Origin of the sequence: Streptomyces sp. NPDC059398, from assembly GCF_042751845.1 — a bacterium.
Lineage (GTDB): Bacteria > Actinomycetota > Actinomycetes > Streptomycetales > Streptomycetaceae > Streptomyces.
The window spans coordinates 1-6,577 of record NZ_JBHYWP010000025.1; the positions used below are offsets into that span (position 1 = coordinate 1).

Genomic DNA, 6,577 nt, shown 5'->3' on the forward strand with positions numbered 1-6,577 from the left:
CGGGGGGTGGGGGGGGGGGGGGGGGCCGCCTCCGTGGGCGCGCGCTGGTGGCGCGGCCCCTCTCACCACTCGGGTGGGGGGGCCCCGGGCTTCGTCGTGCCGGCCCCGTTGCCGCTCTTCCGGTCTTCGCCGGACGCCGCCCCGCCGCCCCGGCAGAATGGTCCGTACGGCCAACGGGACCTGAGGGGCGGGCACTTCATGGGCGGCACGACGGTACGGTGGCGGCGCTCGGCGGCTGTGACGGCGCTGGCACTGGCCGCGCTGGCAGGCTGCTCGACGGGCGGGGGTACGGGCGCCGGCGCGGGCGGTACGAGCGCAGGCCCGGCGTCGCCGGGGCGTACGGCCGCACGGGGCTCCGTACCGCGCCCCGTCACCGCGCTTCAGGCAGTCGACCGGAGCACCGGCCGCGCCCGGTCCGCCAGGGTCGAGGGGACGGCCGTCCTGGGCCCGGGGATCTCCACCCGGATGACGGGCACCATGGCGTGGGACGGCTCAGTCACCGGCTCCCTGGACATCACGTACACCGGTGGCGCCCTGGCGGACACACTGCGGCAGGCAGGCGCGGGCAGCACCGTCAGGGCCCGCTACCGGCGCGACGCCTACTACGCCGACATGGGTCCCGGCTTCGCCGCGAGGACGGGCGGCAGGCGCTGGATCAGATACGGCTACGCGGACCTCACCCGGCTGATGGGGCCCTCCGGCGCCGCACTGCGCGACCAGATGCGGAAGGCCGCCCCCGACCAGGGTGTGAAGGCGCTGCTGGCCTCGGGTGACGTGCACCGGGCCGGGCAGACCGACATCCGGGGGGTGCCGGCCACGCACTACTCGGGCACGCTCGACGTCGCCGCGCTGACCGAGCGGGACTCGGCGCTCACCCCGGCCGCACTGAAGGCGGTCAGGGCCCAGCTCACCGCTGCCGGGATCAGCACCGAGACGGTCGACATCTGGGTGGACCGGAACGACCTGCTGGTCAAGAAGACGGAGCGTGGCAGGCTGAAGACCGGGACGTACAGCTCCACCGTGTACTACTCCGACTACGGCACGGCGGTACGCGCCGACGCACCGCCCGCGGGTGACACCACGGACTTCACCGACCTGCTGAAGACGCCGGTCTCTACCCCCGCGCCGGGTGCCTAATCCGCTGCCGGGGAACGGATTTGCTCGGCGTGCCCCCGTTCACGTACTCTTCCGAGGAAGCCAAAGACCGCTGGTCGTTGCCGTGTGCTCGTAAGAGGGCGCGGTGGCCGAAGGATCCGCTGGAAGCGGGCGACTCGCGTAGGTGATCGTGGAAGTGCTCCCGGATCCGTCCGGTCGAGCGCGCGCCCCGTGCACCTGTGCCGGGGCGTTTCGTCTGTCCAGCCCCTTCTGAGCGGTCCTCATCACCCGGAAGGAGGCCGACGCTCTATGGCAAGGCCCGACAAGGCTGCCGCGGTAGCCGAGCTGGCGGACAAGTTCCGCAGCTCGAACGCCGCTGTGCTGACCGAGTACCGGGGTCTCACCGTGGCCCAGCTCAAGCAGCTGCGCCGTTCGCTCGGTGAGAACGCCCAGTACGCCGTGGTGAAGAACACGCTGACCAAGATCGCGGCCAACGAGGCCGGGATCAACACGCTGGACGACCTGTTCGCAGGTCCGACGGCGGTTGCCTTCGTCACCGGTGACCCGGTGGAGTCGGCGAAGGGTCTTCGTGACTTCGCCAAGGAGAACCCCAACCTCGTCATCAAGGGCGGTGTCCTTGATGGCAAGGCGCTGTCCGCGGATGAGTTCAAGAAGCTCGCGGACCTCGAGTCCCGCGAGGTTCTGCTCGCCAAGGTGGCCGGTGGAATCAAGGCGTCGATGGCCAAGGCCGCGGCGACTTTCCAGGCCCCGCTGTCGGAGTTCGTCCGTACCGCGGACGCCCTTCGCGCCAAGGTCGAGCAGGGCGGTGCCGGTACGCCGGCTCCCGCCGAGGCCGACGCCGAGTAATTCGGCTTCGCGTCGCAGCGGGCCCGTACGCCCGCCGTCATATACACCCGGCACCTGCCGAAAAAGTGGAAGGACGCCATCATGGCGAAGCTGTCCCAGGACGAGCTGCTCGAGCAGTTCGAGACCCTGACCCTCATCGAGCTCTCCGAGTTCGTGAAGGCCTTCGAGGAGAAGTTCGACGTCAAGGCTGCCGCCCCGGTCGCCGTTGCCGCCGCCGGTGGTGCCGCCGCCGGTGCCGCCGAGGCCGTCGAGGAGCAGGACGAGTTCGACGTCATCCTCACCGGTGCCGGCGACAAGAAGATCCAGGTCATCAAGGTCGTGCGTGAGCTGACCTCGCTGGGTCTCAAGGAGGCCAAGGACCTCGTGGACGGCGCCCCGAAGCCCGTCCTCGAGAAGGTCGCCAAGGAGGCCGCTGACAAGGCCGCCGAGTCCCTCAAGGGCGCCGGCGCCTCGGTCGAGGTCAAGTAATTCCCGGGAGTCTCCGGACTCCCTCGTACGTCATCGGCGTACACCGCACAGCGAAGGGCGATCACCCATCCGGGTGGTCGCCCTTCCGCGTGCCTGACGCCCCTCCCGCCTGCCTTGCTCTTCCCGCCGTGGCGAGTATGGTGATCTTCGTTGCGCGCCGGGCCTGGTGCCCCCTCTCGCTCCCGCAGCGTGGCCGACGGCGACCCCCGAGGGGTGGGGGGCCTTGACGAACCGCACGGAGCGCGCAATTCTCAGGACGCGTCGTCACATCGATCCGTATCCGAGGCATGGATCGGCGGCGAAGAGGGAAGCTTTGACGCAGGTGTTGAGAAGAAGAATGAGGGTCTCCCAGAACCCGCTCTGGACATCAGTGAGCCCAGTGGCTACACTGACCCTTTGCGCTGCCTGTTAGCTGCCTCCTGCCCGTCACCAGGGGCATGCCCACGCTTGAGCATCGATGACTGCCCTCCCTGACCTGGGATGTCTTCCTCTGTGCCCCGCTTGGGACCGGTACGCGCGTAGTGAGTCCGAGCCCTCGGAAGGACCCCCTCTTGGCCGCCTCGCGCAACGCCTCGACCTCCAATACGAACAACGGCGCCAGCACCGCCCCGCTGCGCATCTCCTTTGCAAAGATCAGGGAGCCCCTTGAGGTTCCGAACCTTCTTGCGCTGCAGACCGAGAGCTTTGACTGGCTGCTCGGAAATGCCGCCTGGAAGGGTCGCGTCGAGGCCGCTCTCGAGAGCGGACAGGACGTTCCCACCAAGTCCGGTCTGGAAGAGATCTTCGAAGAGATCTCGCCGATCGAGGACTTCTCGGGGTCGATGTCGCTGACGTTCCGCGACCACCGTTTCGAGCCCCCGAAGAACTCGATCGACGAGTGCAAGGACCGCGACTTCACGTTCGCCGCCCCGCTCTTCGTCACGGCCGAGTTCACCAACAACGAGACCGGTGAGATCAAGTCTCAGACGGTCTTCATGGGCGACTTCCCGCTCATGACCAACAAGGGCACCTTCGTCATCAACGGCACCGAGCGTGTCGTGGTGTCCCAGCTGGTCCGCTCGCCCGGTGTCTACTTCGACTCCTCCATCGACAAGACGTCCGACAAGGACATCTTCTCGGCCAAGATCATCCCGTCCCGGGGTGCCTGGCTGGAGATGGAGATCGACAAGCGCGACATGGTCGGTGTCCGCATCGACCGCAAGCGCAAGCAGTCCGTCACCGTCCTGCTCAAGGCGCTCGGCTGGACCACCGAGCAGATCCTGGAGGAGTTCGGCGAGTACGAGTCGATGCGCGCCACCCTGGAGAAGGACCACACCCAGGGCCAGGACGACGCACTGCTCGACATCTACCGCAAGCTGCGTCCGGGCGAGCCGCCCACGCGCGAGGCCGCTCAGACGCTGCTGGAGAACCTCTACTTCAACCCGAAGCGCTACGACCTCGCGAAGGTCGGCCGCTACAAGGTGAACAAGAAGCTCGGCGCCGACGAGCCGCTCGACGCCGGTGTGCTCACCAGCGACGACGTCATCGCCACCATCAAGTACCTGGTCAAGCTGCACGCAGGCGAGACCGAGACGGTGGGCGAGTCCGGCCGCCAGATCGTCGTCGAGACCGACGACATCGACCACTTCGGCAACCGCCGTCTGCGCAACGTCGGCGAGCTCATCCAGAACCAGGTCCGTACCGGCCTGGCCCGGATGGAGCGCGTCGTGCGTGAGCGCATGACGACCCAGGACGTCGAGGCGATCACGCCGCAGACCCTGATCAACATCCGGCCGGTCGTCGCCTCCATCAAGGAGTTCTTCGGCACCAGCCAGCTGTCCCAGTTCATGGACCAGAACAACCCGCTGTCGGGTCTCACCCACAAGCGCCGCCTGTCGGCTCTTGGCCCGGGTGGTCTCTCCCGTGAGCGGGCCGGCTTCGAGGTCCGTGACGTGCACCCGTCCCACTACGGACGCATGTGCCCGATCGAGACGCCCGAAGGCCCGAACATCGGTCTGATCGGTTCGCTCGCCTCCTACGGCCGGGTCAACGCGTTCGGCTTCGTCGAGACGCCGTACCGCAAGGTAGTCGACGGTGTCGTCACCGACGACGTCGACTACCTGACGGCCGACGAGGAAGACCGCTTCGTCATCGCCCAGGCCAACGCGACGCTCTCCGACGACATGCGGTTCACCGAGCCGCGCGTCCTGGTCCGCCGCCGTGGCGGCGAGGTCGACTACATCCCCGGCGACGACGTCGACTACATGGACGTCTCGCCGCGCCAGATGGTGTCGGTCGCGACCGCGATGATCCCGTTCCTGGAGCACGACGACGCCAACCGTGCCCTCATGGGCGCGAACATGATGCGTCAGGCCGTGCCGCTCATCCAGTCCGAGGCGCCGCTGGTCGGCACCGGCATGGAGTACCGCTGCGCGGTCGACGCCGGTGACGTCCTCAAGGCGGAGAAGGACGGTGTGGTCCAGGAGGTATCCGCGGACTACGTCACCATCGCCAACGACGACGGCACGTACTCCACGTACCGGATCGCCAAGTTCTCCCGCTCGAACCAGGGCACATCGGTCAACCAGAAGGTCGTCGTCAACGAGGGCGACCGGGTGATCGAGGCCCAGGTGCTGGCCGACGGTCCGGCGACCGAGAACGGCGAGATGGCGCTCGGCAAGAACCTCCTTGTCGCCTTCATGCCGTGGGAGGGTCACAACTACGAGGACGCGATCATCCTGTCGCAGCGCCTCGTCCAGGACGACGTCCTCTCCTCGATCCACATCGAGGAGCACGAGGTCGACGCCCGTGACACCAAGCTCGGCCCGGAGGAGATCACCCGGGACATCCCGAACGTCTCCGAAGAGGTCCTCGCCGACCTCGATGAGCGCGGCATCATCCGTATCGGTGCCGACGTCGTCGCCGGCGACATCCTGGTCGGCAAGGTCACGCCCAAGGGCGAGACCGAGCTCACCCCGGAGGAGCGTCTGCTCCGTGCGATCTTCGGTGAGAAGGCGCGCGAAGTGCGCGACACCTCGCTGAAGGTGCCGCACGGCGAGATCGGCAAGGTCATCGGCGTCCGCGTCTTCGACCGCGAAGAGGGCGACGAGCTGCCGCCCGGCGTGAACCAGCTGGTCCGCGTCTACGTCGCGCAGAAGCGCAAGATCACCGACGGTGACAAGCTCGCCGGCCGTCACGGCAACAAGGGCGTCATCTCGAAGATCCTGCCGATCGAGGACATGCCGTTCCTGGAGGACGGCACCCCGGTCGACATCATCCTCAACCCGCTGGGTGTCCCGTCCCGGATGAACCCGGGCCAGGTCCTGGAGATCCACCTCGGCTGGCTCGCCAGCCAGGGCTGGAAGGTCGAGGGCAACGAGGAGTGGATGGAGCGCCTCAAGTCCATCGGCGCCGACCACGTCGCCCCCGGCACCAACGTCGCCACCCCGGTCTTCGACGGTGCGCGCGAGGACGAGATCTCCGGTCTCTTCGAGTCCACCATCCCGAACCGCGACGGTGACCGCATGGTCCTCCCGTCCGGCAAGGCCCGGATGTTCGACGGCCGCTCCGGCGAGCCGTTCCCGGACCCGGTCTCGGTCGGGTACATGTACATCCTCAAGCTCCACCACCTGGTCGACGACAAGCTGCACGCGCGTTCGACCGGCCCGTACTCGATGATCACCCAGCAGCCGCTGGGTGGTAAGGCTCAGTTCGGTGGACAGCGCTTCGGTGAGATGGAGGTGTGGGCGCTGGAGGCATACGGCGCCGCCTACGCCCTCCAGGAGCTGCTGACGATCAAGTCCGACGACGTGACCGGCCGCGTGAAGGTCTACGAGGCCATCGTCAAGGGCGAGAACATCCCCGAGCCCGGCATTCCCGAGTCCTTCAAGGTGCTCATCAAGGAGATGCAGTCGCTCTGCCTCAACGTGGAGGTGCTGTCCTCGGACGGTATGTCCATCGAGATGCGCGACACGGACGAGGACGTCTTCCGTGCAGCGGAGGAGCTCGGTATCGACCTGTCCCGGCGAGAGCCGAGCAGCGTCGAAGAGGTCTGACGGGTTGGGCGGCCCCCCCCCGCGGGGGGGGGCGGGGGGGCCCCCCCCCCGTGAGACCCATTGTTTATTGGCCCGTTTTTTGGGGGACGCGCGGGGCGGGGAACCCCCCAACA

4 protein-coding genes are annotated in these 6,577 nt (G+C 67.8%); all 4 read left to right on the forward strand.

Annotated features, from left to right (window positions below; translation table 11 throughout):
* Positions 1–198 precede the first annotated feature (198 nt).
* The 4 genes from ACFXBC_RS11965 to rpoB all read left to right on the forward strand — a co-directional run bounded on the left by ACFXBC_RS11965 (position 199) and on the right by rpoB (position 6,464).
* On the forward strand, positions 199–1,137 hold the full coding sequence (locus ACFXBC_RS11965; RefSeq protein ID WP_385022181.1) for a hypothetical protein: 939 nt from the start codon (positions 199–201) through the stop codon (positions 1,135–1,137).
* 267 nt (positions 1,138–1,404) lie between these two features.
* Positions 1,405–1,962: a 50S ribosomal protein L10 gene (gene rplJ / locus ACFXBC_RS11970; RefSeq protein ID WP_164264064.1), complete on the forward strand. Its 558-nt coding sequence runs from the start codon at positions 1,405–1,407 to the stop codon at positions 1,960–1,962.
* An 81-nt stretch (positions 1,963–2,043) separates the two neighbouring features.
* Positions 2,044–2,430 carry a 50S ribosomal protein L7/L12 gene (gene rplL / locus ACFXBC_RS11975; RefSeq protein ID WP_385022185.1) on the forward strand — a complete coding sequence of 129 codons (387 nt, stop codon included), beginning with the start codon at positions 2,044–2,046 and terminating at the stop codon, positions 2,428–2,430.
* Positions 2,431–2,981: 551 nt separating this feature from the next.
* Entirely contained in the window at positions 2,982–6,464 is a 3,483-nt protein-coding gene (gene rpoB / locus ACFXBC_RS11980; protein WP_385022188.1) for a DNA-directed RNA polymerase subunit beta, read from the forward strand.
* Positions 6,465–6,577 lie beyond the last annotated feature (113 nt).

Bases quoted from the DNA above. Each gene is read 5' to 3' on its own strand.
- ACFXBC_RS11965 (WP_385022181.1), top strand. From the start codon at position 199: ATGGGCGGCACGACGGTACGGTGGCGGCGCTCGGCGGCTGTGACGGCG.
- rplJ (WP_164264064.1), top strand. From the start codon at position 1,405: ATGGCAAGGCCCGACAAGGCTGCCGCGGTAGCCGAGCTGGCGGACAAG.
- rplL (WP_385022185.1), top strand. From the start codon at position 2,044: ATGGCGAAGCTGTCCCAGGACGAGCTGCTCGAGCAGTTCGAGACCCTG.